Origin of the sequence: Pseudomonas putida, from assembly GCF_025905425.1 — a bacterium.
GTDB classification, from domain to species: Bacteria; Pseudomonadota; Gammaproteobacteria; order Pseudomonadales; family Pseudomonadaceae; genus Aquipseudomonas; species Aquipseudomonas putida_AF.
Genome location: NZ_CP109603.1, coordinates 354,903 through 380,246, shown reverse-complemented (window position 1 = coordinate 380,246; position 25,344 = coordinate 354,903). Strand labels below are relative to the sequence as shown.

Annotated in this window: 18 protein-coding genes; 12 read left to right on the top strand and 6 right to left on the bottom strand. The window is 62.1% G+C overall.

Features of this window, described 5'->3' with window-relative positions; all coding sequences use genetic code 11:
• Nucleotides 1–32: 32 nt before the first annotated feature.
• Together OGV19_RS01745 and OGV19_RS01740 are read left to right on the top strand one after the other, a co-directional pair.
• Nucleotides 33–1,937 carry a two-component sensor histidine kinase AauS gene (locus tag OGV19_RS01745; RefSeq protein WP_264311855.1) on the top strand — a complete coding sequence of 635 codons (1,905 nt, stop codon included), beginning with the start codon at nt 33–35 and terminating at the stop codon, nt 1,935–1,937.
• On the top strand, nt 1,934–3,262 hold the full coding sequence (locus tag OGV19_RS01740; protein WP_264311854.1) for a two-component response regulator AauR: 1,329 nt from the start codon (nt 1,934–1,936) through the stop codon (nt 3,260–3,262). Before OGV19_RS01745 ends, OGV19_RS01740 begins: the two co-directional genes overlap by 4 nt.
• 59 nt (nt 3,263–3,321) lie before the next feature.
• On the opposite strand, the gene OGV19_RS01735 is transcribed toward OGV19_RS01740, so the two are convergent.
• Together OGV19_RS01735 and OGV19_RS01730 are read right to left on the bottom strand one after the other, a co-directional pair.
• Nucleotides 3,322–4,317, bottom strand: coding sequence for an alpha/beta fold hydrolase (locus OGV19_RS01735; protein WP_264311853.1), 996 nt, complete (start codon nt 4,315–4,317; stop codon nt 3,322–3,324).
• Between the two features lie 927 nt (nt 4,318–5,244).
• Complete coding sequence (locus OGV19_RS01730) at nt 5,245–5,463, bottom strand: hypothetical protein (protein WP_264311852.1); 219 nt, start codon at nt 5,461–5,463, stop codon at nt 5,245–5,247.
• Here OGV19_RS01730 and OGV19_RS01725 point away from each other — a divergent pair.
• Together OGV19_RS01725 and metR are read left to right on the top strand one after the other, a co-directional pair.
• Complete coding sequence (locus OGV19_RS01725; protein WP_264311851.1) at nt 5,428–9,537, top strand: DUF6543 domain-containing protein; 4,110 nt, start codon at nt 5,428–5,430, stop codon at nt 9,535–9,537. The two genes, OGV19_RS01730 and OGV19_RS01725, sit on opposite strands and share 36 nt — an antisense overlap.
• Before the next feature lie 128 nt (nt 9,538–9,665).
• Entirely contained in the window at nt 9,666–10,583 is a 918-nt protein-coding gene (metR, locus tag OGV19_RS01720) for a transcriptional regulator MetR (protein ID WP_264311850.1), read from the top strand.
• Here metR and OGV19_RS01715 read toward each other — a convergent pair.
• Nucleotides 10,567–10,980, bottom strand: coding sequence for an NUDIX hydrolase (locus OGV19_RS01715; RefSeq protein ID WP_264311849.1), 414 nt, complete (start codon nt 10,978–10,980; stop codon nt 10,567–10,569). The genes metR and OGV19_RS01715 overlap by 17 nt on opposite strands.
• Before the next feature lie 216 nt (nt 10,981–11,196).
• Between OGV19_RS01715 and OGV19_RS01710 the strand changes: the two genes are divergently transcribed.
• The 3 genes from OGV19_RS01710 to OGV19_RS01700 all read left to right on the top strand — a co-directional run bounded on the left by OGV19_RS01710 (nt 11,197) and on the right by OGV19_RS01700 (nt 14,158).
• Nucleotides 11,197–12,816, top strand: a complete 1,620-nt coding sequence (locus OGV19_RS01710) for an FMN-binding glutamate synthase family protein (protein ID WP_264311848.1) — start codon at nt 11,197–11,199, stop codon at nt 12,814–12,816.
• Between the two features lie 113 nt (nt 12,817–12,929).
• The gene (locus OGV19_RS01705; RefSeq protein ID WP_264311847.1) at nt 12,930–13,523 is read left to right on the top strand and encodes a hypothetical protein; all 594 of its coding nucleotides are present in this window, start codon (nt 12,930–12,932) and stop codon (nt 13,521–13,523) included.
• A 137-nt stretch (nt 13,524–13,660) separates the two neighbouring features.
• Nucleotides 13,661–14,158, top strand: a complete 498-nt coding sequence (locus OGV19_RS01700; RefSeq protein WP_264311846.1) for a DUF417 family protein — start codon at nt 13,661–13,663, stop codon at nt 14,156–14,158.
• A 47-nt stretch (nt 14,159–14,205) separates the two neighbouring features.
• Here the strand turns inward: OGV19_RS01700 and OGV19_RS01695 are convergent, their stop codons facing one another.
• Complete coding sequence (locus OGV19_RS01695; RefSeq protein ID WP_264311845.1) at nt 14,206–15,624, bottom strand: amino acid permease; 1,419 nt, start codon at nt 15,622–15,624, stop codon at nt 14,206–14,208.
• A 419-nt stretch (nt 15,625–16,043) separates the two neighbouring features.
• Between OGV19_RS01695 and OGV19_RS01690 the strand changes: the two genes are divergently transcribed.
• The 3 genes from OGV19_RS01690 to OGV19_RS01680 all read left to right on the top strand — a co-directional run bounded on the left by OGV19_RS01690 (nt 16,044) and on the right by OGV19_RS01680 (nt 20,569).
• Nucleotides 16,044–19,181, top strand: coding sequence for a transglycosylase domain-containing protein (locus OGV19_RS01690; RefSeq protein WP_264311844.1), 3,138 nt, complete (start codon nt 16,044–16,046; stop codon nt 19,179–19,181).
• A gap of 88 nt (nt 19,182–19,269) precedes the next feature.
• A complete protein-coding gene (locus tag OGV19_RS01685) occupies nt 19,270–19,815 on the top strand; it encodes a PadR family transcriptional regulator (RefSeq protein WP_264311843.1) in 546 nt (181 codons plus the stop codon).
• The gene (locus OGV19_RS01680; protein ID WP_264311842.1) at nt 19,808–20,569 is read left to right on the top strand and encodes a siderophore-interacting protein; all 762 of its coding nucleotides are present in this window, start codon (nt 19,808–19,810) and stop codon (nt 20,567–20,569) included. Before OGV19_RS01685 ends, OGV19_RS01680 begins: the two co-directional genes overlap by 8 nt.
• A gap of 55 nt (nt 20,570–20,624) precedes the next feature.
• Here the strand turns inward: OGV19_RS01680 and OGV19_RS01675 are convergent, their stop codons facing one another.
• Together OGV19_RS01675 and OGV19_RS01670 are read right to left on the bottom strand one after the other, a co-directional pair.
• Nucleotides 20,625–21,266 (bottom strand): Pr6Pr family membrane protein, encoded by a 642-nt coding sequence (locus OGV19_RS01675; protein ID WP_264311841.1) that lies wholly within the window; start codon nt 21,264–21,266, stop codon nt 20,625–20,627.
• A gap of 1 nt (nt 21,267) precedes the next feature.
• Nucleotides 21,268–21,489, bottom strand: a complete 222-nt coding sequence (locus OGV19_RS01670) for a VF530 family protein (protein ID WP_264311840.1) — start codon at nt 21,487–21,489, stop codon at nt 21,268–21,270.
• A 165-nt stretch (nt 21,490–21,654) separates the two neighbouring features.
• Between OGV19_RS01670 and OGV19_RS01665 the strand changes: the two genes are divergently transcribed.
• Both OGV19_RS01665 and OGV19_RS01660 read left to right on the top strand, forming a co-directional pair.
• Nucleotides 21,655–23,730 (top strand): TonB-dependent receptor, encoded by a 2,076-nt coding sequence (locus tag OGV19_RS01665; protein WP_264311839.1) that lies wholly within the window; start codon nt 21,655–21,657, stop codon nt 23,728–23,730.
• Nucleotides 23,731–23,989: 259 nt separating this feature from the next.
• On the top strand, nt 23,990–25,324 hold the full coding sequence (locus tag OGV19_RS01660; protein WP_264311838.1) for a carbohydrate porin: 1,335 nt from the start codon (nt 23,990–23,992) through the stop codon (nt 25,322–25,324).
• Nucleotides 25,325–25,344: the final 20 nt, after the last annotated feature.

The following is a 25,344-nucleotide window of genomic DNA, read 5'->3' as shown; positions in this document are numbered from 1 at the left end:
CAGCGGATGCTGGTCGTGACAAGGCCACTGTGATGAAATGCGACCCTTCTCTACCGCTCCCTGCCAGACCTGCCGTGAATTCCCGCCTGATCCGTCAATTGCTGCTTCCCCCCCTGATCATCCTGCTGATGGTCGGCCTCGGCATGGCCGGTTACCTGGTCAGCGAAAGCAATGGCATCCGCAACCTGAGCGAAAACGGCGAACGTCAACTGGAGCTGCACGCGCGCACGGTCGAGAGCGAGATCAGCAAATACACCTACCTGCCCAGCCTGCTGGAGCTTGAAGACAGCGTTTCGCACCTGCTTACCGACGCTGATGGCGGCTCCCGCCAGGTCGTCAACGAATACCTCGAAGGCCTCAACCGACGCAGCCGCAGCCGGGCAATCTTCGTCCTCGACACCAATGGCCGGGTGCAGGCCACCAGCAACTGGCGCGATGCCGATTCGTTCCTTGGCGAAGACCTGTCGTTCCGGGCCTATTTCCAGACTGCCGTGCGCGGCGAACCCGGGCGCTTCTACGGCATCGGCAGCACCACCGGCGAGGCCGGCTACTACCTGGCCCACGGGCTGGAAGAACACGGCAAGATCATAGGCGTTGCGGTGATCAAGGTGCGCCTGGACACCCTTGAGGAGCGCTGGCAGCGTGCCCGTCTGGAAGCCTTCGTCAGCGACGAAAATGGCATCATCATCCTCTCCAGCGACCCGGCGCGACGCCTGAAGTCGGTGCGCCCGCTAACCCCGCAAATCAAGGAGCGCCTGGCGCGCAGCCTGCAGTATTACTGGTGGCCGTTGAACGAGCTGCAGCCGCTGGCCCGGGAAACCCTGGCCGATGGCGTCGAGAAACTGACCTTCCCGGCCAACAGCGAAACGGCTCAAGGCAAGGCCCATGAAGTGACCTACCTGGCCCAAACCCGTCGCCTGGCCGATACCCCGTGGAACTTCACCCTGCTGACCCCGTTGCAGGACCTGCGCCGCGAATCCATGGTGCAAGGCATCCTCGTTGGGGTGGCATTCGCCCTGCTGGCGATTCTGGGTATCGCCTGGAATGAACGCCGCAAGGTCATCGCCACCCGCCTGGCCGCGCGCGAGGCGCTGCAGGAAGCCAACAGCCAGCTCGAACGGCGTATCACCGAACGCACCGCCGACCTGCGCGCCAGCAACGAGCGGCTCAAGGGGCAGATCCGCGAGCGCCGGCATGCCGAGCAGACCCTGCGCCACGCCCAGGATGAGCTGGTGCAGGCGGGCAAGCTGGCCGCCATTGGGCAGATGTCCACGAGCATCGCCCACGAACTCAACCAGCCCCTGGCCGCGCTGCGCACACTGTCGGGCAACACCGTGCGCTTCCTCGAACGCGGCGCGCTGGAAACCGCCAGCACCAACCTGCGCACCATGAACGACCTGATCGATCGCATGGGCCGTATCACCGCCAGCCTGCGATCATTCGCCCGCCGCGGCGACGACAGTGGCCAGGCGTCGCTGGCCAAGGCCGTGGAAGCCTCCTTGCAGGTGCTGGCTAACCGCATCAGCAGCTGCCATTTGCAGTTGCACAACGAATTCGAAGACCAGCACCTGGCCATCGACCAGACCCGCCTGGAGCAGATACTGGTCAACCTGATCGGCAACGCCCTCGACGCCATGGCCACCCAGCCCCTGCCAGAGCTATGGCTCGAAGGCGAACTGCAGGGCGACAAGTATCGTCTGCGGGTCCGTGACAATGGCCATGGCATCGACGCCGAGGCGCGCAAGCACCTGTTCGAGCCCTTCTTCACCACCAAACCGGGCGAACACGGCCTGGGCCTGGGCCTGACCCTGTCGGCGAGCCTCGCCGCCGCCGCCAGGGGCAGCCTGAACGTCGAGCATCCTGTCAGTGGCGGCACGGCCTTTGTGCTTGTCCTGCCCCTGGTATCCCCCCCTAGCGAATCGGCAGAGCACTCATGAACCAAGCGCCTCTCACCGTCCTGATTGTCGAAGACGACCCGCATGTGCTGCTCGGCTGCCAGCAGGCACTGGCCCTGGAAGACATCGCCTGCGAAGGTGTCGGCAGCGCCGAGCTGGCCCTGGAACGCATCGGCGACGACTTCGCCGGCATCGTCGTGAGCGATATCCGCTTGCCGGGCATCGATGGCCTTGAGCTGCTCACCCGCCTCAAGGCACGTGACCGCAGCCTGCCGGTGGTGCTGATCACCGGCCACGGCGATATCGACATGGCGGTCGGCGCGATGCGCAATGGCGCCTACGACTTCATGGAGAAACCCTTCTCGCCAGAGCGTCTGGTCGACGTGGTGCGCCGCGCCTTGGAGCATCGCGGCCTGTCCCGAGAAGTGGTTGCCCTGCGCCGCCAACTGGCCGAACAGAGCAGCCTGGAGGGTCGCATCATTGGCCGCTCGGCCGGCATGGAGCATCTGCGTGAGTTGATCGCCAACGTGGCCGACACCTCAGCCAACGTACTGATCGAAGGCGAGACCGGTACCGGCAAGGAGCTGGTCGCCCGTTGCCTGCACGACTTCAGCCGCCGCCAAGGGCAGCCCTTCGTGGCACTGAACTGCGGCGGCCTGCCCGAGAACCTGTTCGAGAGCGAGATCTTCGGCCACGAGGCCAACGCCTTCACCGGTGCGGGCAAACGCCGCATCGGCAAGATCGAGCACGCCAACGGTGGCACGCTGTTCCTCGACGAGGTCGAGAGCATGCCGATCAATCTGCAGATCAAACTGCTGCGCGTATTACAGGAGCGCACCCTGGAACGGCTGGGCTCGAACCAGAGCATTGCAGTGGATTGCCGGGTGATCGCCGCGACCAAGGCCGACCTCGATGCCATGGGCCAGAACGGGCAGTTTCGCAGCGACCTGTACTACCGGCTGAACGTCGTAACGCTGGAGTTGCCGCCACTGCGCGAACGCCGCGAAGACATCCTGCAGCTGTTCGAGCACTTCCTGCAGCAATCGGCCCTGCGTTTCGACCGTGAAACGCCAACGCTCGACAGCCAGACCCTGTCGCGTTTGATGGCCCACGATTGGCCGGGTAACGTGCGTGAACTGCGCAACGTTGCCGAGCGCTATGCCTTGGGCCTGCCCGCCTTCAAGAAGGGCCCCAGTGGCGGTGCCAGCCAAGGGCTGGGCTTTTCCGAGGCCGTGGAGGCTTTCGAACGCAATCTGCTCAGCGATGCCTTGCAACGCACCGGCGGCAACCTCAGCCAGGCCAGCCAGGAACTGGGCATGGCCAAGACCACGCTGTTCGACAAAGTGAAAAAGTACGGGCTGGGGTGAAAAGTCGGCGTCGCTATCCTGTGGGAGCGGGCTTGTCCGCGAAGAAGCCAACGCAAATCTCACAGACCTGCGATATGCGTGACATCCTGCCGATGTGACTGCAGATACGGCAGCACCGCCCCCAGCAACGGCCCCTTGAACGGTTCCTGGAAGCGATGCGCCAGGCCCGGTATCAAGCGCAGCTGGCTGCCCTGGATATGCGCCGCCAGGTGCACCCCATGCATCACCGGCAACAACGGGTCGGCCGTGCCATGCACCACCAGGGTCGGTACGCGCAACTGATTAAGCAACTCCACCCGGCTTGCCTCGGCGATAATCGCCATGATCTGGCGCTTGGCGCCATCGGGGTTGAACGCCCGGTCATAGGCCACTGCGGCCTGTTGCAACAAAGCGGCCCGATCGTCACGTACCTGTGGGCTGCCCAGTGCCGCCAGCAGGTCGGCCTGCTGTTCGATGGCCACCTCGCGATTCGGCGCACTGCGCCGTGCCAGCAACTGCACCAGCGCAGGGTCCGGTGCCGGCAGGCCTGCCGCGCCAGAGCTGGACATCACCAGCGTCAGGCTACGCACCCGTTCCGGCGCCATGGCCGCCAGATGCTGTGCGATCATCCCGCCCATGCTGACACCCAGCACATGAAACTGACGTATACCCAGTGCGTCCATCAGCCCCAGCCCGTCACCCGCCATGTCGGTGAGCGTGTAGGGCGCGGCAACCGGCAGGCCGAGCTTGTAGCGCAGCAGCTCAAGCGTCAGGTTGGCCGAGGGTGGCGGCTGGTTCCAGCGCGACAGACCGACATCGCGGTTGTCATAGCGAATGACTCGAAAACCCTGGCGGCACAAGGCCTCGACCACATCGTCCGGCCAGTGGATCAGTTGCCCTCCCAGGCCCATGACCAGCAGCAATGCAGGGTCTCGCGGCGCACCGACGCTCTGGTAAACCAGGCTCAAGCCCCCCAGGTCCGCCCGTTGAACCGCCGCGTGCACGTCACAACGCTGATCGGCGAAGCTTGCCGGCACACTGACAAGAAAGAAGAAAAACAGCAAAAAAGCCCGCATGAAAGAAACACCAGAATGCAGATCCCCAGTAGAGCGCGAGTTTGATGAAAACCATTCAAGCGCGCTGCCACAGTTCAATGACAATTTCATGAACCTCGCCCAGCGGTACAGGCACTAGTTATCTACCGCACGTGCTTTCAGGGTGCCTCCTCTAATAGCGATACCACTTACGGCCTTGCTTGCATCACGGGAAGCCCAATGACCGACGACCTGCCCTCCGTTATCACCACCCCGCTCATACCCGCACGCCAGCTACCGCTGACACGCTCGACACTTGCCGCAATAAGCCGCTGCAAGCGCACGCGGGCAACGCTCCATGAGCTGCTCAACACGGCGCCAAGGCCTGCAGCCACAGGCCAACAGTGGGCGACCTATTGGCAAGGCCGGGCCGAGGGCACTTCGTTAAGCCGCCAGCACCATGCCCGGGCTCAGTACGTTGGCTATTTCGATTCGGCGCTGACCTTGTCACTGGCCGCCAATGAACTGACCGACGTGCAGTTGCGGCCTGTCACTGGTGTGCTCGACGACCCTGAATGGAAGAAGATCGATGGCAAACAGATTCTGATTGAATCACCCGCTTGCGGTTCAGGTGCTTTGGTATTCAGCATCCAAGACGAAGAGGCGCTGGTGTTGTATCTGCCCGGACGTGCTGCGGCCTTCAGCAGCCATGCCACGCGCGTAGAACTGGAGCATCACCTGCCGACGAGCACCGAAGCGATCCGTTATCGCCCGCTAGACGACGTGGCAGACGGGCTTGGCGCTCTACTCGATGACCTGCTTGAAACCGAGCATCAAGCAACGCTCGCCACCCCGCAAATAGTCTTCGCCAACCCGGCCGACCTGCTGCCAGAGGCCATTGACGCTGCTGCGCCGCTGTCGCTGTTCGACATGGGCAGCTTGGGTGCTGAAGTTTCGAGCCTCGCAGGCTCACGTCAGGTCGACATCCAGATGCAGCTGATAGAGGCCTTGAGCGATACCGACGCCAAGCAGTTGGAGCAGCTTGAAACTGACTTGCAGGTACAAGGCGAACACGCCAGGCAAGCTATCAATGCCCTGTTGCAATCGCCACGCTGGCACTCGGGCGCTGTTGTACCGCCCATCAACCCTGCCTTGATCGACGCCCACCGCCAGAGCCTGCGCATTCATGCACAGGCTCAGCGACTGCTGGGGCAGATTACAACGGCACAGCTGAACGCCATTGAGCGCATGCTGGATCAAGGTGAGCTTTTTCCTCAAGCAGGCAGCGATGTGGTCGCCGCCTATCCGTTGATCAAGCAGCAAGCCCATGCCGAATTCGGCGACAGCGCAGGTGAAGAATCACTGCGCCAAATCCTGCTGGTCACCTCCCAAGCAACATTGGCTGCCACAGCCGATGGTCCGTTCTTGCTGTACTGGCCTGGTACACAGGGCGGGCTGCTGCTCTGCGAAAACCATCTGGCCCTTGCAACTTGCCTCGGTGCGACCGCCGAGCACCAGTCAGTGGAACTGCGGCAAATCAAAGGCGATGTACTTACCCAAATGCTTAACGCCACGCTTATAGGCGTGCGCGCAGAAAAGCAGCAGATACAAAATGACCAAGGTCTGGATGCGCTAGCCACCGAACTGCCACGCCTAAAGGAAGTGCTCCAACAACGTCTGCAGCCCCCTCGCCATACGGCGCGAGAAGTGGCACTTGACCTTGTGCGTGAGCAGCATCAGGTAGTGAGCCTGGCCACTGCAAGCGCCACACGGCTGAGCAAACTACCGCTCGCCACGTGCCAGGCACTTGGCCGTATCGTTCCTCAATACATCGAAGCAGTAAAGCGATCAGAAGCCCTGCTGAGCAAAGACCTGCTGGACTGCCAGGCATTCTGCCGCCCCCTCATCAGGCAACGCCTGAAACACGACTTCCCTGGCTACGACAACTGCTATATCGGCCTGGACGTGCCCCTCAGGGTCGACCTGGTCACCGAAATCGTTACGGGGGGAACCCCAGGATCAGTGACAAAAAAAGTCTACCGGCCCAGCCGAGAGCGTGAAACGCTGAGCCTTGAAACGCTGTTGCTGGAAAACATCGACGAAACCATGGGCAGGCGGCTGAACTACCTGAAACTGCAACTGGCGACAAACGACGCTGCACTGCTACACAGCATGACAACCGGGGTCACACGACAGTATCTGGAGACGCTTACCAAAGACCTTGACCTCGCAAAGGCCTACGAAACGCAGATTCTCGCCGCGTATCAAGGGCTGAACGATAGCCCCTTCGTTGCCGAATTTCGCCGCGAGTGCCTGACTGCGCCTTATGCATCAATGCTGCGCATGCAGGGCCTGCTGCTGCGTGGGAAGGGCACACTGGACACCCAAGGCCTTGCCATCCTGGAGATCGCCATAGCGGCAAGCTCCCGTGCCGCCTATCAGGCACAAGGACACGACATCCAGCTGCTGGCCGCGACGCTGACCGCAGGCGGCCCGGACACCGAAGACCGCCCGGCTGCCCTTTCAGGCATCACCTTCATAGAGGACCGCACATCTGGCATCACGCTGCTGTATCTGCCCGAACACTCGACCACTCCCCTGACCCAATACGCAAGCCTGGAGGCCGCCAGGCTCAGCCTGTACGAACGCAGTAAACAAGCGGGTGAGGCCGACTACCTCGCAGGTCGCGCTCTACTCGGCGATCCGCGCGCGCACAGCAGCCGTATACGGCAAGCTCATACCAACGCTTACTCGGGCATCATTGGCATCGGCGGCGCCTGGCCAGCAACTACCTCCCTGCCCGAGCACCTGTTAAAAGCGCAGATGGGCCGCGTCATACGGGCGCATCGGACTACGACACGCTCAAATGACGAGCTGTGGCTGGAAAACTTCACCCAGCAGAGCACAATGATCTTTACGTACCTGAAGATCGTGCTGGGCCTGGTGCCCTTTCTTGGCACCGCGATCGGGATTTATGACTTTTTCGATTCTGCGGCACGAGCGGTCAACGCCTTTACCCAAAACAAGATTATCGAAGGGCTCGAAGCCCTCAATGATGTCTTGCTGGCGGTCATCGACGCGGCGATGGATGTCGCGACCGGCGTCGGCGTCAATGTGCTCACTCTGCGTCAGCGCCAGCTACGTACGTTTCGCAGAACGACGCCCCAGCGCCTGCAAGTGGAGGTTGATGCCCTTCAACGCGCCAGACGTTTTGCCGGGTATGAACACCCTCAGGCGATCACCCTGGATGGCATGTCACCGGGTGCGCAGGGGCGTTACCAAGGCGTTTACCGGCATGCTGAGGGCGATTTCGTCCTGATCGAACACCAGCCGTATCAGGTGGAGTGGGATTCAACCGCTCATACCTGGCGCCTGAAGGGCTCTGCAAGCAAGACATGGAAACGTGCCATCGCGCTGGATGAGAACGGCCTGTGGGACACCCACTTCGCGCTGTATGGCGTTCACCTGCGGGGCGGTGGCTCAGGTGGCGGACAAATCTTCGGGCGGCTGGCCGATCAGCTGAACCCTTACTGGCCCGCTGCGATACGTGACCAACTGCCACGTTTTCTGGTCGACCAACAGTATCGCCAGCAACGCCGGATAACCGACAAGGCCTTTGCAGACGAAGCGAATGTGATCGCATCGCTAAAGCGCAGCAATGCACTTACCGAGCGCTCCGCCTCCTCTGCACAACTGGAAGCGCACTTTCTCAACGACATCAGGCTGGCCAAGCAAAGCTACCAGTCCTGGGACGAACTCCTGAAAATCAGCGTGCGCAGGGATCAAGTAACGCCGAAAACGCAAAAAGCCCGTTCGGCCAAACTGATCTGCGAGCGGCTGATCAATGTGATCGAACAGCGGGCGATTCGCGCTCGCGCCCGCCTGGTGGAAATGGCCCAGTTGCACGCAGCGATGTTGCTGAGGGAGGGGTTGGCCGAGCGGTTGCCGCTGTTGCAGCAATGGCGACAGAAAGCCGTCCAGCACCTCAAGGAGCGGGATGAGATGTTCAAGGAGATGGATGAACTGGACACATGGTTCCCAAGGGCCGAACGCGACCCGACGCTACAGAGGTCCGTTGAGGGATACCAGCAGCACCTGAACAAAGACTTCAAGTCATTCTTCGACACCTTCCACCTGATGACAGCTGCATTGCGCCATAACGCTGCAACAGTGGTGGCTGAATACCTTCTTGAGGGTCTCATCGAGTTTGAAGACAGCATCCACCGTAGCCGTAATACACTGGTTGGCCTGCAGGAGGTTTCCGTCAACGCCCAGCAAAGGCGGGCCATCTATGAACAGGCTCGTACCGTCCACGGGCAGTACAAGCGACGCTTGCAAAGCACCCATGCAAGCTTCCCGGCGCTGTTCGACGAGGCGTACCTCAAGCGGCTCTACGACAATCTGGATGCGCTCATGGCGATATCGGACACCCAACTCAAGCGCTTGCCACGGCAGCCAGTAACCGGTGGGGCCTCGCGCAGCCCGAGGTTATTCCTCGACACCACCGGGCATTGGCATGTCGGCGACTATCAGCCTGCAACCACAGCCCATCCCGCGCAAATTATCATTCACAGGGATGACGGCACTGTGCTCAACCGCTTCTCGGCCGACGGTGAACGTTGGCGCCAACTGCCAACCAACCGGCCCGCACGTCCCCATGAACTGCAAGACCTCAAGCAGGTAGCCAACCAGGCGTTATCCGATCTACCCGCCTACCGCCACCAGATCCAGCGCTACCAGCGCCAAGGCATGCTGCCCGTGGACGTCGAACACATGATGACCATCAAGGCCGAGGACCTTGAGCGTTACGCCAACCGATTGCAGCAGTTGCAACCGACTGCGACCGAGCCGGCCCGCCTGCGCGCCGAAGCCAGTACCCTGCGCAACGAAGGCCGGACCCTGCGGATTGAACAGGTCAAACAAGGTGCTCAACCCAATGAGGCCCACTTGAGCTACCTGATTGAACAGCAGCAGGTCGAGATACGCCGCGTGGGCACGCGCCAGAGGCTTAATGAACGCGACTACCTGCAAGAGTACGAGGTGCTGGATACCCGCGCCAACGGCTCGCCCGTGCTGTGGTACGTTCACTTTCACTACCGGGGCCTGGAGACCCCCTTCGAGCAGTTCAGCGCAGCGCACCTCAAACGTGCCGTAGATCGCTATCACGGCCAGCAATGGCAACAGGGTCAGCCTGAGCATGACGCGGTCTGGCGTGGACCTGTGTCACGCCAGATCGCCAACACGCACTTTGCCCGCCTGTAGCAGCACACCTGGGCGGGGGCTTCTCCGCTCAGGTGGCCTCACACAAAACCCTGATCGACAGCCAAGTCAACTTGAGCCAAACTCAACGATAATTGCGTTATCTCCAATATTCCTCATGGGAAGTCGTTGTGCTCGAAATCCGTCACCTGAAAACCCTTCATGCCCTGCGCGAGGCCGACAGCCTGGTGGAGGCTGCCGAGCGCCTGCACCTGACCCAGTCGGCGCTGTCGCACCAGTTCAAGGAACTTGAAGAACGCCTTGGCCTGCCGCTGTTCGTGCGCAAGAGCAAACCGATCCGCTTCACCAGCGCCGGGCTGCGCCTGCTACAACTGGCCGATGCCACTTTGCCGCTGCTGCGCGGCGCCGAACGTGACATCGCACGCCTGGCCGGCGGCACCGCCGGGCGCCTGCACATGGCCATCGAGTGCCACAGTTGCTTCCAGTGGCTGATGCCGACCATCGACCAGTTCCGCGATGCCTGGCCAGAGGTGGAGCTGGACCTGGCCTCCGGCTTCGCGTTCGCTCCGCTGCCCGCCCTGGCCCGCGGCGACCTGGACCTGGTGGTCACCTCCGACCCACTGGACCTTGCCGGCATCACCTACGTACCGCTGTTCACCTACGAGGCGATGCTCGCCGTTGCCAACCAGCACCCGCTGGCCAGCAAACCGTACATCGTGCCCCAGGACCTGCTCGACCAGACCCTGATCACCTACCCGGTAGAACGCGACCGTCTGGATATCTTCACCCGCTTCCTGGAACCCGCCGACATCGAGCCGGCCGCCGTACGCACCTCGGAGCTGACGGTGATGATGATGCAACTGGTGGCCAGCGGCCGGGGCGTGTGTGGCATGCCCCACTGGGCGCTGCACGAGTACAGCTCACGCGGCTATGTAAAGGGCAAACGCCTGGGCGAAAAAGGCCTGTTCGCCACGCTCTACGCGGCGGTGCGCACCGACATGCTCGATGCGCCGTACATGCGCGACTTCCTGCTGACCGCCAAGGACACCTCGTTCGCCACCCTCGACGGGGTCAGCGCGGTACGCTGACGGCCTGGCGGTACAAGGGCAGGATCAGGTCGCGAGTCAGCGGCGCCAGCTCAAACGCTGGCGCCTGGTCAGCCGCCAGCCAGATCACCTCTTCGATTTCCGCCGCCGGGGCTACCGCCTCGGCACTGTCGACACGGTACAGCTCAGCCTGCACCTCAAAGCCCGGCTCGTTGGCAGCCGGGGCACTGAATCGGCCCAGGTGGATGGCCTGGGCCGGGTCGATGTGCAGGCCGAGCTCTTCATGCAGTTCACGCACCAGTGCCGCTACCGGCGACTCCCCCGCGTCGATCTTGCCGCCAGGCTGCATGAAGGCCTGGGTGCCACGCTTGCGCACCAACAGGGTGCGGCCTTCAGGGTCGATGAGCAGGGCGGCGGCGATGCGGATGATGTTGGGCATGTCTGAATTCTCAAGGGGCGGGGCGCGCAAGGATCACATGAGGTCGTGCTTCAGGCAACCGACCCTCTGACAGACGAACGGCCCCTTGCCTACCCGCCCCAGCCTTTACGAATGATTTTCGATACCCCGAATTTCATTTTCAGCACCGCGCAACCGGGCTATGGTCGGGGTTTGCCCCAGGCCCTGAGCCTGACCGCGCCATCGCAAGGACCCTGTATGAGCCTGTCACTTCTCAGCCGCTACGCCTTCTTCGCCGCCTGTGTACTGTTCACCCTGGCAAGCCTGCCGTTCACTCACCACGAGTGGTTGTGGCCTTTCACCCTGACCACAGCCGTGCTCAGCCTGGTCGGCGTGTTCGACTTGCTGCAAAAGCGTCACGCCGTGCGCCGCAACTATCCGATCCTTGGCAACATCCGTTATCTGGTCGAGGCCATTCGCCCGGAAATCCGCCAGTATCTGCTCGAAGCCGACAGCGACGCCCTGCCCTTCTCGCGCGCCCAGCGCTCGCTGGTCTATGCCCGGGCCAAGAACGAGGCCTCGGACAAACCCTTCGGTACCCTGATCGACGTGTATGAGTCCGGCTTCGAATTCATCGGCCACTCCATGCGCCCAGCACCGCTGACCGACCCGGCGAGCTTTCGCATCATCGTCGGCGGGCCGCAGTGCCGCCAGCCATATTCGGCGTCGATCTTCAACATTTCCGCCATGAGCTTCGGCTCGCTCAGCGCCAACGCCATCCGCGCCCTCAACCAGGGTGCCAAACTGGGCAACTTCCACCATGACACCGGCGAAGGCAGCATCAGCCCTTACCACCGTGAACACGGTGGCGACCTGGTCTGGGAGCTGGGCAGCGGCTACTTCGGTTGCCGCACGCCTGACGGGCGCTTCGACCCCGAGCGCTTCGCCGCCCAGGCACGCAGCCCGCAGGTGCGCATGATCGAAATCAAGATGAGCCAAGGCGCCAAACCTGGCCATGGCGGCATCCTGCCCAAACACAAGGTGACCCAGGAGATTGCCGAAACCCGCGGCATCCTCATGGGCGAGGACTGCATCTCGCCGTCGCGCCACAGCGCCTTCTCCACCCCCATTGAGATGATGCAGTTCATCGCCCAGCTTCGTGAGCTGTCGGACGGCAAGCCGGTGGGCTTCAAGTTCTGCCTGGGCCACCCGTGGGAGTTCATGGGCATCGCCAAGGCGATGCTGGAAACCGGCATCCTGCCCGATTTCATCGTCGTCGATGGCAAGGAAGGCGGCACCGGGGCAGCACCGGTGGAGTTCACCGACCACATTGGCGTACCGCTGCGCGAAGGCTTGTTGTTCGTGCACAACACGCTGGTGGGCCTGAACCTGCGCGACAAGATCAAGCTCGGCGCCAGCGGCAAGATCGTCAGCGCCTTCGACATCGCCAGCGTGCTGGCCATCGGCGCCGACTGGGCCAACTCGGCGCGCGGCTTCATGTTCGCCATTGGTTGCATCCAGTCGCAAAGCTGCCACACCAACAAGTGCCCGACCGGCGTGGCCACGCAAGACCCCTTGCGCCAACGTGCACTGGTGGTGCCGGACAAAGCCCAGCGGGTGTTGAACTTCCACCACAACACGCTGCGCGCCCTGGCCGAAATGCTGGCAGCGGCAGGCCTGGAGCACCCCGCGCAACTGGAGGCCAAGCACTTGGTGCGGCGCGTCTCGGCCACCGAAATCAAGCTGTTCTCGCAGATGCATGTGTTCCTCAAGCCGGGCGAGTTGCTGACCGGTGAGGTGAATGGGCAGTTCTATTCGCGCATGTGGCAGCTGGCCAGGGCGGACAGCTTCGAGCCGAACACAGAGGCGGCAGCGTAACCAAGCCCATGTTCAGCAAACCGTGACCGGGGTAAATAACTAGCACCTCAGCCCTATCCCGGATCGCGATCATCCTCACGGGTACACCCAACCACCCTTGAGGATGATGCAACATGACCCAAACAGACCGGGAACGCTCATTCATCGCCCAACTGACTGCCGAGACCGGCACGCTGGGCTTTTTTTCTGAATTGCACGATGTGGTTCCACTGGACCCCAATCCTGCTTTTTCGTGGGTAGGCGTACAAGTATCCAGGCTAGGCCATATGTTGGGTTACCTTGCCGAGCCGCGAAGTGTGACGCCCTTGCGGCTGTATTTCAGGTACACCGAACATGGCTACAAACTGTTTGTCCGCAGTGCTCGCTGTTACCGGTCGACGCTAGGTTTCAAGGACGGCTTTATTGGCGCTTTTTCGACGCAAGAAAACGAGCATCGAGAACTGTTCAGCATTCAGTGGCTTGGCGGCACGCCCGAACTGCCGGTCCAACCTGATTCGCGGCTCACTTGTCATCTGATAGCAAGATCCACAGGCAAGCCCCTGAGTGTGCGTACGCGCAGACTCCAGCTCAACGTCGGAGGGCGTAGACACCCTGCACAGTATGAAACGTTTACCGGCATTTCAGCAGATGGGGCGAGCCCACTGAGTCTTCACCTGCAGATCCTTCAAATCCATGCTCCCTATCTGGATAACCCTGACGAAGTGTGATGTTCACACGCAAAAAGCAGGTGTATCAAAAATCGAGAAACCTCCTACAACACCCTGAGCCAGGTCCTACGTATGGATTAAGTGCTCGTTAATCGTCGGCAGACAAGCTTGATGCCTCTCATTCAGGAGTATGCATCGTGCCCACATCCGTTGATTCAAGCGCTTCCACAACGTGTTCCTCTCATCACCAGAAACTGCTCATCCTCGGCAAGAACATCGCAGTGCTTGGCGTGGTCATGCCCATGTTGATGATCGGCTTGCTCAAGTTCACTGCCATTGAAGTTGAGGCACTCAAACCGTTGATCAACCAGACGCCATGGCTGGCATGGTTGTACGCGGTGTTCGGCGAAGCCGGAACGTCCTATCTGCTGGGCGTGGTGGAAATTCTGGCCGCTGTGCTGCTGATTGCCTCACGATGGTCAACCAGGGCCGCCGTTGCAGGCGGAGCCTTGTGCACGCTGACGTTCATCACCACCTTGTCGACCCTGCTCACCATGCCTATCTGGGAAGAAGCCTCAGGCGGTCTCCCCTGGTTGAATGGCTACGGCAGCTTCCTCATCAAGGACCTCGCACTGCTGGGGGTGAGCCTGATGGTGTTGGCCGAAGGTTTGCTGCGCCACCACGAACGTGCGTGACAGCGCAGCAACGCCTGGAGCCGCTTTACAGCTCCAGGCGTGTTGGCTCAGGAGGCGGTACTGATCGCACCGTGTGCTTCTTTCGGCGCCAGACGCAATCCGTAATACAACACGGTCAGCAGCGCCAGGAACGCCGGGCCGATGTACAGCGCCACGCGGGTGTCTTCGAAGTACGCCATCAGCCCCACCACCAGCACCAGGAAGGCCAGTGCCAGGTAGGAACTCAGCGGCCACAGCCACATGCGGTATTTCAGCGCCTTGCGCTCGGCAGTCGACAGCCCTGCGCGGAATTTGAGCTGCGCCAGCAGGATCATCACCCAGGTCCAGATCGCGCCGAAGGTGGCGATCGACGTCACCCAGACGAACACTTTTTCCGGTACCAGGTAGTTGGCCAGCACACCCAGCAACAGCGCGCCGATCGACAGCAGCAAGGCATTGCGCGGTACACCGTTTTTCGAGGTACGGGCAAAGGCTGCCGGGGCCTGGCCATTTTGCGCCAGGCTGTAAAGCATGCGCCCGGTGCTGAAGATGCCGCCGTTGCACGACGACAACGCCGCAGTGATGACCACGAAGTTGATGATACCGGCTGCGGTCTTGATACCAAGGCGCTCGAAGGTCATCACGAACGGGCTGCCCTGGCTGCCGATTTCGTTCCACGGGTAGATCGACAGGATCACGAACAGTGCGCCCACGTAGAACAGCAGGATGCGCCAGAACACCGAGCCGATGGCCTGCGGGATGGTTTTCTGCGGGTTGCGAGCTTCACCGGCAGTGAGGCCGATCATTTCCACGCCCAGGTAGGCGAACATCACCATCTGCAGTGACATCAGCACGCCCGTCACGCCGTTAGGCATGAAGCCGCCGTTGCTCCACAGGTTGGAGACACCCATGGCCACGCCGTCGTTGCCGAGGCCGAAGGCAATGATGCCGATGCCCCCCAGGACCATGGCGATGATGGTGACGATCTTGATCAGGGCGAACCAGAACTCGAACTCACCGAACGCCTTGACCGCGACCAGGTTGACCGCGCCCATGCTGCCCAGCGCCGCCAGGGCCCAGATCCAGCGCGGTACGTCGGGGAACCAGATGCCCATGTAAATGGCCACTGCGGTGATTTCTGCCACGCAGGTCACCAGCCACAGGAACCAGTAGTTCCAGCCGGTAAGAAAGCCCGCCAACGGGCCAAGGTAGTCCTGGGCATAACGGCTGAAGGAGCCCGCTACTGGGTTGTGCACGGCCATTTCGCCGAGGGCACGCATGATCACCAGAATGGCCAGGCCGCCGATGATGTAGGAAAGCATGATGGCAGGGCCGGCCATTTCGATGGCTTTGGCCGAACCGAGGAAGAGACCGACACCGATACAGGCGCCCAGCGCCATCAGACGGATGTGCCGTTCGCCAAGTTCACGCTTCAGAGGGCCGCCCTGGGCGGTCTCGGCATGGGCAGGGTGGTTGCCGACGGGCATAGCAATACAACCTCATTTTGTTATTGGATTTGGCCTTCGTGCAGCACCAGCCGAGCCGATAGGCGGGGCGTTGGCTTGCCGGGCAGGCCTCGTGGGCCGGCCCGTGTGCCGGAGTAGAGCGTCCGACAGGGCGAAGGGGGCGAGCAGTATAGGAAGCTCCCTGTAGGGATTTTCACTGTATAAACGGGGAAATTTGGCGAGAAATCTCGGGCAAATTTCATCCCGTGTAGGGTTCTGAGGCTGCGAACAGCGCCAGACACATGCTGCCACCTTAACAACATCGCCTTACCCCGAAACCCACACCAAAGCCGCATATCCCTACGCCAGTTTTCTCGCCCTCCTACAAATTTTTCACCTAACCCGGTCAACGTCTAAGCTTCAGACAAGCAAGACGAAAATACCTGGCCGGATAGAAGACTATGGGCGCACTGTGGCAATCGGAACCAACCAGAACGGAAGCACCCGCAACCCCTCCGGCCGAGACGCCACCTGCAAAGTCCCCACGTCAGCGTCGGCTCTGGTGGCGGCTGATCATCCTCATCCTGCTGGTGGCCCTCATTGCCCTGGGTTTTGCCGCCTATGACGAGTTCCGCACCTCCAACCTGCAATCGCGGGAATTCAGCAAACTCGCCACCACCCTGACCTATTCGCTGCAGCCTGGCCCCAGCGATGCCATCGTCTACCCCGGTGAAGGCCCGTTCGACAAACGTTTGGGCTACAGCGCGCTAGGTGAATTCCTGCCGCGGCTGCTCAAACGCGACTACCTGATCAGTGAACAAGTGCGGTTCTCGCCAGCGTTGATGGACTACGTCGATCACGGCCTGTTCGCCCCCTACATCGAGAAGATCCAGGCTGGCCTGTCGATCACCGACTGCCGTGGCGACACGCTCTACCAGTACAACTACCCGCAGCACCTGTACCCGGACTTTGCAGCGATCCCGCCGGTGATGGTCAACAGCCTGTTGTATATCGAGAACCGCGACCTGCTCGATACCAAGGACCCGCGCAACAACCCGGCGGTGGATTGGCCGCGCTTCGCCAAGGCCGCCTACAGCCAGGTGGCCAAGTACTTTGCCCTGCCCGGCCAGTCGGCGGGCGGCAGTACCCTGGCGACGCAACTGGAGAAGTACCGCCACTCGCCGGATGGCCTGACCGTGTCCGGTGCCGAGAAGATTCGGCAGATGATTTCCGCCAGCGTGCGCGCCTACCAGGGCGGCCCGGACACCACCGAGGCCCGTCAGCGCATCGTGCGCGACTACCTCAACAGCGTGCCGCTCTCGGCGGTGCCCGGCCACGGCGAAGTGCATGGCATGGCTGAGGGCTTGCGGGTGTGGTACGGCGCCGATTTCGATCAGGTCAACCAGGCCTTGATCTCGACCGCCAGCGACCCCGAAAGCATGGCCGCGCGCGGCCTGGCACTGCGCCAGGTGCTGTCGCTGATGATCGCCCAGCGCCGCCCCTCGCATTACCTGTCCAAAGGCCGCGTCGAACTGGCCGAGCTCACAGATTCGCACGTTCGCGTACTGGCCGCCAACAAGGTCATCGACCAGCCACTGGCAGACGCGGCGCTGGCCAGCAAGGCGGTGTATCGCGACTGGGTGGCACAACCGACCATCGTCCCGATCATCACCAACAAAGGCATCAGCCTGGCCCGTAATCGCCTGGCGGCCATGCTCAACCGCCCACTGTACGACCTCGATCGCCTCGACTTGTCGGCCACCAGCACCTTGCAGGCCGACCTGCAGATGCAGGTCAGCCAGTACCTGAAAAACCTCTCCGACCCTGAATTTGCCGCCCAGATTGGCCTGATCGGCGAGCGCCTGCTGACCAGCAAGACCACCGACCAGGTGCGCTACAGCTTCACGCTGATCGAGCGCACGGCGGACGGTTCGCGGGTGCGGGTGCAGACCGACAGCACCGACCAGCCGTTTGACATCAACGAAGGCAGCAAGCTGGAGCTGGGCTCGACCGCCAAGCTGCGGGTGCTTACCACCTACCTTGAAATCATTGCCGAACTGCACGACAAATACGCTGGCAAGCCTGCCGCCGAACTGAAAAAGGTCGAGGTGGCCGAACTGGACCGCCTCACCCAGTGGTCGCTGGAATGGCTGACGCAAAACAGCAAGGACCAGAACCTCGATGCCATGCTCGACGCCGCGCTGGAACGCAAGTATTCGGCCAATACCGGCGAAGCGTTCTTCACCGGCGGCGGCATGCACGTGTTCAACAACTTCCGCAAGGAAGACAACAGCCGCAACCCGACGCTGAAGATTGCCCTGCGCGAGTCGATCAACCTGCCGTTTATCCGCCTGATGCGCGACGTGGTGCGCTACGTGACCTACCAACAGCCGTTCAATCGGGTACCGCTGCTCAAGGACGACGCCGACCCACGCCGCCAGGAATACCTGGCCCGGTTCGCTGACAAGGAAGGCACCAACTACCTGATGCGGTTCTGGAAGAAGTACCAGCGCAAGACCTCGCAACAACGCCTGGATACCTTCCTCGACAGCATGCGCGTGACCCCACAGCGCCTGGCGGCGGTGCACCGTTACCTGTTCCCCGAAGCGGGCCAGGAAACCTTCAACGCGTTCGTGCGCGCGCACAGCAAGGACGACAAGATCGCCCTGGGCAAACTCACCGACGGTCGCCTGTCGGAAATGTACGACGCCTACGGCCCGGGCAAGTACGACTTGCCTGACCAGGGTTACATCGCCAAGGTCCACCCACTGGACCTGTGGTTGCTCGGCTACCTGCTCAAGCACCCGAGTTCGTCGCTGACCGAAATGGTCAATGCCAGCCGCTTCGAACGCCAGGAGGTGTATGGCTGGCTGTTCAAGAGCCGCCACCAGGGCGCGCGCGACAGCCGCATTCGCACCATGGTCGAGATCGAAGCGTTCCTCGACATCCACCAACGCTGGAAGCGCGTGGGCTATCCGTTCGACCACCTAGTGCCGTCACTGGCCACCGCCATCGGCAGCTCGGGCGACCGCCCGGCCGCCCTCTCCGAACTGGTCGGCATTATCCAGAACGACGGCGTGCGCCTGCCGACCTTGCGCATCGACACCCTGCACTTCGCCGACAACACGCCCTACGAGACCAAGCTGGTGAGTGACCCGGACCGCGGCCAACGCATCCTTCCGGTTGAGGTCGCGCGGGCCCTGAAAGGGGCCATGTCGCAAGTGGTCGATGCGGGTACCGCCCGGCGTATTTCCGGCAGTTTCAAGCTACAGGACGGCACACCGCTGGTGATGGGCGGCAAGACCGGTACCGGCGACAACCGCATCGAAAGCTTCGGGGCGGGCGGCCGGCTGATCGGCTCGCGCTCGCTGAACCGTACCGCCACGTTCGTGTTCTTCCTGGGGGATAACCACTTCGGCACATTGACTGCGTTCGTGCCGGGGCGCACGGCGGAAGCCTTCAAATTTACCTCGGCGTTGCCCGTTCAGGTGCTCAAGGGCATGGCGCCGATCCTCATGCCGTACCTGCAACCTGGCAATCCAAATGAGTGCAAACCACCCCAGGTAGCGATGCACGGATCGGACTCATCCAACATTTAGATGATAATCATCCGCATTAAAGGGCTTGTCTTTAGATATATCTTGAGTAATATCTTAAGATATATCGCACAAGACGGAGCCCATGATCATGCGCGAGCATTCACCCCACGACCCCTTCGAACGTCGCCCCGGCCGCGGCGAACGCGGCCCACGCGTCTTCGCCCCGGGCGATCTGAAGCTGCTGATGCTGGCCTTGCTGGCCGAGCAAGCTGGCCACGGCTATGACCTGATCCGCCAAATCGAAAACCTCTTCGACGGCAGCTACAGCCCTAGCCCTGGCGTCATCTACCCCACCCTCAACTTCCTTGAGGAGGCCGAGCTGATCAGCGGCCAGACCCAAGGCAGCAAACGCCTTTACGTCATCACCGATGCCGGCCGCAACGCCCTGGCCGAACAGGCCGTCGCCCTTGACGGCGTGCGCATGCGCATTGAAGTCAGCAAGCGCGCACTGCGCGGCCACGACCGCCCACCCGAGATCCATGAAGCAGTCGGCAACCTGCGCCATGCACTGCATATGCACAGCGGGCGCTGGACACCGGAAGAAATCGAGCGGGTTCGCGACCTGCTCAACAACACTGCCAAGGCCATCGCCTCCGGGCCGGCCGCCCCCGTTACGGAGAACACCCATGAGTGACACCATCCACCGCGTCAATCACGAAATCCGCCAACGCCGCCTTGACGTGCTGCGCGTCACCGACCTGACCCCACGCATGCGTCGTATCACGTTGGGTGGTGCGGAGCTGGCGGGCTTCACCAGCGTCGGCAGTGACGACCACGTCAAACTGCTGTTCGCCGAAACCCCAGAGCAACAGCAGGCCATCGAGGCCAGTAACCTGGGCCGTGACGGTGGCGCACGGCCCACCATGCGCGAATACACGCCACGGCGCATCGACCTGGTGGCCCTTGAGCTGGACATCGACTTCGTCCTGCACGGTGATGGCCCTGCCTCCACCTGGGCTGCCCAGGCCACCCCAGGCCAGCACCTGAACATCGCCGGCCCCAGGGCCTCGCTGGTGGTGCCGGACATCTTCGACAGTTACCTGCTGATTGGCGACGAGACCGCCATCCCCGCCATCGGCCGGCGCCTTGAAGAACTGCCTGCGGGCCGCCAGGTGCTGGCGGTGATCCAGATCGAAGACGAACAGGAGCGCCAGCCACTGCCGAGCAAGGCGCAGCTGGATGTGATCTGGGTAAGGCGCCAGGAAGAGGACGTGCTCGCCCTGCTGAAGAACCTGACCTTGCCGCAAGGCAAGCTGTACGGTTGGGTGGCGCTGGAGAAAGCCCTGACTCGCCAGGCCAAGGCGTTGTTGCTGGACAAAGGCGTGCCGGAAGATGCCTTGAAAGCAGCGGCCTACTGGCGGGCAGACGGTACTGCGGACGACGAGTAAACGGCCCAGGCCTCAACAGGTAACGCGCTTTCTGTAGAGCAGCCTTGCGCTGCTCCTACACGCTGGCCGCCAACTGCCTGCCCCGCCACCTATCCAGCCCCAGCAGCACCAGCCCAATCCCCCAGAACCCCGCCAACACCCCGAGGGCATTGAGCATGACCTGCCCATAGCCGAGTCTCGACACATCGATGAACGGGTAGGCATACACGCCAATCTCACTGCCCCGCCACAGTGCATAAACAAAGTACCCCGCCGGGTACAGCGCCCAGCGCGCCAGGTGCCACAGCCGCAAATGGCCCTTGGGCACTGCGAACCACCAGTACAGCACGAACAACGCCGGCATCACATCGTGCAGCAGTTCGTCCGCCAGCCACTGCCAGCCCTCGGGTTGCCACAGGTGGCGCAACAGCACGCTGTAGGCCAGCGCCACCAGCACGATACTGGCCGCCACAGCAGAACTTACCGACGGCAACAGGAAGAAGCGCTTGGCGCCGCCCTCTCGGCCAAACGCCGCATAGCTCAGCACAGTCGCCACCAGGGTGTTGGTCAAAACCGTGAAGTAGCCGAACACATTGACCAGGCCGCCGATCAGGCTGGCGTGCTCCTGCCAGCGTGCCAGCAGTACCAGATAGACCTGGACGGCAAGGCCGAACCAGCCGAGCAGGGCTGCCAGGGTCAGCCACGGATGGCGCCGCACCTCAGGCCTTGCGCTGCAGCTTCACGTACAGCTGTTCGACCTTCTCCCGTGCCCAAGGGGTCTTACGCAGGAAAGTCAGGCTCGACTTGATGGTCGGATTGCTCTTGAAGCAGCGCACGTCGACACGCTCGGCAAGGCCCTGCCATTGGTAGTGAGCCACCAGCTCGGTGAGGATCTGCTCCAGGGTCTTGCCGTGCAGCGCGTTGTGTTGGGCCGTGCTCATGCCAGTGCTCCAGCGTGGGAAAGGTGCGCACCTTACACGAGTGTAGTGGCCAGGGGATCTGGGGGCGCTTGAAAAACCGCTGGCCAGAGGCGAAACCCTTATGCTGAAATAGATATGTTATACAGTTACATTAAAACAGCCTCTGCCAAGGAACGCCCCATCCCCATGCTGTACATCCCGCTCCGCCTCTCCCCCCTCGCCGTCGCGCTTTGGCTGGCCTCATCGCCCAGCCAGGCCGTTGAACTCGAACCCCAGGTCATCACTGCCAACCCGCTGGGCAACCGCCAACTGGCCGCCCCGAGCACGGTCCTCGAAGGCGACGACCTGCTGCAGCAGCAACACGGCAGTCTCGGTGAAACCCTGAACAAACAGCCCGGTGTCGCCTCCACCTGGTTCGGCCCTGGCGCCAGTCGCCCGGTGATTCGTGGCCTGGACGGCGACCGTATCCGCATCCTGCGCAACGGCGTCGGCGCCCTGGATGCCTCGTCGCTCTCCTACGATCACGCCGTGCCGCTCGATCCTGTGAATGTGGAGCGCGTCGAAATCGTCCGCGGCCCTGCCGCCCTGCTGTATGGCGGCAATGCGATCGGAGGGGTGGTCAATACGTTCGATAACCGCATCCCCGATGCGCCCATCGAAGGCATCCACGGGGCTGGCGAACTGCGTTACGGCGGTGCCGACACCACCCGCAGCAGCGCCGGTAAGCTGGAGGCAGGCAACGGCGCCTTCGCCTTGCACCTGGACGCCAACAGCCGCCAGTTCAACGACCTGCGCATCCCCGGCTACGCACGCAGTTCGAAAGTGCGCGACGCCGACGAACCCGGCAGCAAACACCGCCTGGAAAACAGCGACGGGCGCCAGGACGGGGGCGCCGTCGGCGGGTCCTACCATTGGGATCATGGGTATGCCGGCTTGTCCTACAGCCGCTATGACAGCAACTACGGTTCGGTGGCCGAACCCGGCGTACGCCTGGACATGAAGCAGGACCACTACGGCTTCGCCTCAGAGCTGCGCGACCTGGACGGCCCGTTCAGCTCGGTCAAGGTCGATGCCGGTTATACCGACTACGAACACAGCGAGATCGAACAAGGCGAGGTGCACACCACCTTCAAGAACAAGGGCTACGAAGCCCGCATCGAGGCACGCCATCAGCCCATCGGGCCGGTTGAAGGGGTGATCGGCGCCCAGGTCAGTCGCAACGAGTTCTCGGCGCTGGGCGAGGAGGCGTTCGTCCCGCATACCGATACCGACAGCCTGGCGCTGTTCATGCTCGAGCAATGGCAGGCCACCGAGCGCCTGAACCTGAGCCTGGGCGCACGCCTGGAACACACCCGGGTCGAGCCGGATGCCAAGGGCAACGCGACCTTTGCTGCGGCCGACAGCGCCAGCAGTTTCAATGCCTTCAGCCTGTCCTCTGGGGCGGTGTACCAGCTCGACCCGGTCTGGGCGCTGGCCGCCAACCTTGGTTACACGGAGCGCGCCCCGACCTTCTATGAGCTCTATGCCAATGGTGCGCACGTGGCCACGGGTGCGTATGAAGTGGGCGATGCCAGCCTGAACAAGGAAAAGGCCATTTCTGGTGACCTGGCCCTGCGCTTCGACAATGGTACCCACAAGGGCAGTGTCGGCGTGTTCTACAGCCACTTTCGCAATTACATCGGCCTGATCGGCACGGGTAACCTGCGTGAAGGGCATGATCACGACCATGGCGAGGATGAGCATGACCACGATCACGATCACGATCACGACCATGGCCATGACCACGACCATGGCGGCATCCCGGAGTATCAATACCAGGGTGTGCGGGCACGCTTCTATGGCATCGAGGCGCAGGACCGCTGGCAACTGGTCGAGAACCGGTATGGCAGCTTCGCACTGGAGCTGTCCGGCGACTATACCCGTGCCAAGAACCTCGACAGCGGCGAGCCATTGCCGCGTATCGCACCGCTGCGGTTGAACAGCGGCCTGGTCTGGGAGCTGGACCGCTGGCAGGCGCGGGTCGATGTGCAGCATGCCACGTCGCAACATCGCAAGCCGGCCAACGAGACCAGCACCGATGGCTACACCACGCTGGGCGCCAGCGTCGGCTATCGCTTTGACATCGGGCAAAGCCAGTGGCTGGCGTTCGTGCGGGGTGAAAACCTGACGGACCAGACCGTGCGCTACGCCAGTTCGATTCTGCGCGATATTGCGCCAGCACCGGGGCGCAGCGTGCAAGTCGGGTTGCGGACGTCGTTCTGAAATCCCTTGGGGCGCTTTGCGCCCCATTCGCGGAGCAAGCCCGCTCCCACAGGTTTGGGTAATTGCAACAACAGCACTATTACTGAATTAACAACAATCAACTGCGACAAATTGTCTTTTTTTCTTACAACTTCCGCTATATCCTCCCCGCCGAAAGCTGAATCGCTTCACTGAATCCACCTTGTTGTCATCTCCATTGACGGGCTCGCCCTTCGATGCCCTTGCCGTTTGTTCAATAATCAAAAGATAGCGCTATCTCATGCTCCAGCTGCCCAAAACCTGCTTCATCGGCCTTGCCCTCACCGCACTCGCAACCCCTGTCAGCGCCAGCGACATGTTCGCCAGCGATTCCCCTTGGATGCTGGGTGACTGGGGCGGCAGCCGCAGCGAATTGTTGGCAAAAGGTTACGACTTCACCCTCGGCTATACCGGCGAGATGGGCAGCAACCTGCACGGTGGCTTCGACCACGACCGTACCGCGCGCTACAGCGACCAGTTCACCTTCGGTAGCCATCTGGACCTGGAAAAGATCCTTGGTTGGGGCGACACCGAATTCCAGCTGACCATCACCGAGCGCCACGGCGACAACATCAGCAACGACCGCATCAACGACCCGCGCGTCGGCGGTTTCACTTCCGCCCAGGAAGTCTGGGGCCGTGGTGAAACCTGGCGGCTCACGCAACTGTGGGTCAAACAGAAGTACTTCGATGGCGCGCTGGACGTCAAATTTGGCCGTTTCGGCGAAGGCGAAGACTTCAACAGCTTCCCCTGCGACTTCCAGAACCTGGCCTTCTGCGGTTCGCAGGTGGGCAACTGGGTGGGTGGCATCTGGTACAACTGGCCCGTCAGCCAGTGGGCCCTGCGCGTGCGCTACAACCTGGCCGACACGCTCTATGCCCAGGTCGGCGTGTACGAGCAAAACCCCTCCAACCTGGAGTCGGGCAACGGTTTCAAGCTCAGCGGCAGTGGCACCCAGGGTGCCATCATGCCGGTCGAACTGGTGTGGAGCCCACAGGTCAATGGCCTGAAAGGGGAATATCGCGCCGGCTACTACTACAGTAATGCCAAGGCACAAGATGTGCTCAACGACAGTAACGGCCAGCCGGCCGCCCTCAGCGGCGCCGCCTACCGCAGCAGTTCGAGCAAGCACGGCATGTGGCTCGGCGCCCAGCAGCAGGTCACTTCGCTGGCATCCGACCAGTCGCGCGGCCTGAGCGTGTTCGCCAATGCCACATTGCACGACAAGAAGACCAATGCCATCGACAACTATGTTCAGGCAGGACTGGTATACAAAGGGCCCTTCGATGCCCGCGCCAAGGACGACATCGGCTTCGCCCTCGCCCGCGTGCACGTTAACCCGGCCTATCGCAAGAACGCCCGCCTGGCCAACCAGGCCGCCGGCCTCGACGACTACCACAACCCTGGTTTCCTGCCCGTGCAGGACACGGAGTACAGCGCCGAGCTGTACTACGGCATTCACCTGGCCGACTGGCTCACGGTGCGCCCCAACCTGCAGTACATCCGCCACCCGGGCGGGGTGTCGCAGGTTGACGATGCCCTGATCGGCGGCCTGAAGATCCAAAGCAGTTTCTGATCAACTTTTTTGACGTAACG

Coding starts and splice junctions, on each gene's coding strand:
- OGV19_RS01745 (WP_264311855.1), top strand. CDS start 33: ATGAAATGCGACCCTTCTCTACCGCTCCCTGCCAGACCTGCCGTGAAT.
- OGV19_RS01740 (WP_264311854.1), top strand. CDS start 1,934: ATGAACCAAGCGCCTCTCACCGTCCTGATTGTCGAAGACGACCCGCAT.
- OGV19_RS01735 (WP_264311853.1), bottom strand. CDS start 4,317: ATGCGGGCTTTTTTGCTGTTTTTCTTCTTTCTTGTCAGTGTGCCGGCA.
- OGV19_RS01730 (WP_264311852.1), bottom strand. CDS start 5,463: ATGAATGCGCAGGCTCTGGCGGTGGGCGTCGATCAAGGCAGGGTTGAT.
- OGV19_RS01715 (WP_264311849.1), bottom strand. CDS start 10,980: ATGCCCAACATCATCCGCATCGCCGCCGCCCTGCTCATCGACCCTGAA.
- OGV19_RS01710 (WP_264311848.1), top strand. CDS start 11,197: ATGAGCCTGTCACTTCTCAGCCGCTACGCCTTCTTCGCCGCCTGTGTA.
- OGV19_RS01705 (WP_264311847.1), top strand. CDS start 12,930: ATGACCCAAACAGACCGGGAACGCTCATTCATCGCCCAACTGACTGCC.
- OGV19_RS01695 (WP_264311845.1), bottom strand. CDS start 15,624: ATGCCCGTCGGCAACCACCCTGCCCATGCCGAGACCGCCCAGGGCGGC.
- OGV19_RS01690 (WP_264311844.1), top strand. CDS start 16,044: ATGGGCGCACTGTGGCAATCGGAACCAACCAGAACGGAAGCACCCGCA.
- OGV19_RS01685 (WP_264311843.1), top strand. CDS start 19,270: ATGCGCGAGCATTCACCCCACGACCCCTTCGAACGTCGCCCCGGCCGC.
- OGV19_RS01680 (WP_264311842.1), top strand. CDS start 19,808: ATGAGTGACACCATCCACCGCGTCAATCACGAAATCCGCCAACGCCGC.
- OGV19_RS01670 (WP_264311840.1), bottom strand. CDS start 21,489: ATGAGCACGGCCCAACACAACGCGCTGCACGGCAAGACCCTGGAGCAG.
- OGV19_RS01665 (WP_264311839.1), top strand. CDS start 21,655: ATGCTGTACATCCCGCTCCGCCTCTCCCCCCTCGCCGTCGCGCTTTGG.
- OGV19_RS01660 (WP_264311838.1), top strand. CDS start 23,990: ATGCTCCAGCTGCCCAAAACCTGCTTCATCGGCCTTGCCCTCACCGCA.